The organism is Nocardia sp. NPDC004573 (assembly GCF_053602135.1).
The window spans coordinates 1-1,399 of sequence record NZ_JBSGDA010000072.1; the positions used below are offsets into that span (position 1 = coordinate 1).

1 protein-coding gene is annotated in these 1,399 nt (G+C 67.8%); it reads left to right on the plus strand.

The window, feature by feature from the left end:
• Positions 1–1,399 (plus strand): amino acid adenylation domain-containing protein (locus tag ACWEKR_RS35560; RefSeq protein ID WP_452358241.1); only part of this gene is annotated, 1,399 nt, incomplete at both ends.

Below are 1,399 nucleotides of genomic sequence, written 5' to 3' on the forward strand. Positions count from 1 at the left end.
AGGAGTCGGGTGCGGCGGCGGGTATCGGTGGGTTCTTGACGTATGCGACCGATCTGTTCGACCGGGAGACGGTAGAAGGGTTCGCGGCGCGGTTCACGCGCATCCTCGCCGCGATAGTCACCGATCCCGCCGTCCCGGTGGGGGACATCGACATTCTCGCGGACATCGAGCGCGTCGACGTGCTCACCGCATGGAACGACACCACCCAGCCGGTGGAGCCCGCCACCCTGGGATCGCTGCTGCGGCGGGCCGTCGCCGCGGCTCCGGGAGCGGTCGCGCTGGTCGCGGACCTGCCCGGTGGCGAACGCGCCGAGCTGAGTTACGCGGAACTGGCGGCCCGGGTGAACCGTCTGGCCCGGTACCTGATCTCGGTGGGAGTCGGCCCCGAGAACCGGGTCGCGCTCGCATTCCGCCGATCGGTGGACCTGGTCGTGGCGATGTACGCGGTGGCAGAGGCCGGTGGAGCGTACGTACCGGTCGATCCCGACCAAGCCGCCGAGCGGACCGACTACATCCTCTCCGTCGCCGCACCGGTGTGCGTGTTGAGCAACGCGGAGTCGGATTTCGACACCGACGTCGCGCCGGTCGTGCGGCTCGAAGATCTCGAACTGACCGCGGTCGCGAGCGTGCCGCTCCGCGACGCCGAGCGAGTCGCCCCGCTGCGGCCGGAGAACACGGCCTACGTCATCTTCACGTCGGGTTCGACCGGGCGCCCGAAAGGCGTCGCGGTGCCGCACGCGGCGATCGTCAACCAGTTGCTCTGGAAGGCAGCGGAATTCGAGCTGTCCCAGGACGACTCGGTGCTGCTGAAGACATCGGCGACGTTCGATCTCTCGGTGTGGGAGTTCTGGTCGGCCGCGGTGTGCGGTGGTCGTCTGGTGATCGCCGCGCCGGATGGTCATCGCGATCCCGCGTATCTTGCCGAACTCATGGCGCGCGAGTCGGTTACCACGCTGCACGTGGTGCCGTCGATGCTGGACGCGCTGTCGGCGAACCGGCCCGCCGCGGACACGGTGGACTGGTCGCTGTGGCGGGTGTTGGCGATCGGTGAGGCGTTGCCGGGTTCGGTGGCGCAGCGGTTTTTGCGGGTGCACCCGCGCACGGAGTTGTTCAATCTTTATGGTCCGACCGAGGCGGCGGTGTCGGTCACCAGCCACCGGGTCACCCTGGCCGATGAGACGTCGGTGTCGATCGGTGCGCCGGAGTGGAACAGTCGGGTGTATGTGCTGGATGGGCGTTTGCGTCCGGTTCCGGTGGGTGTTTCTGGGGAGTTGTATTTGGCGGGTGCGCAGTTGGCGCGCGGGTATTTCGGTCGTGCGGATTTGACGGCGGATCGTTTTGTGGCGAATCCGTTCGAGCCGGGTGTGCGGATGTATCGCACGGGTGATCTGGTCGCGTG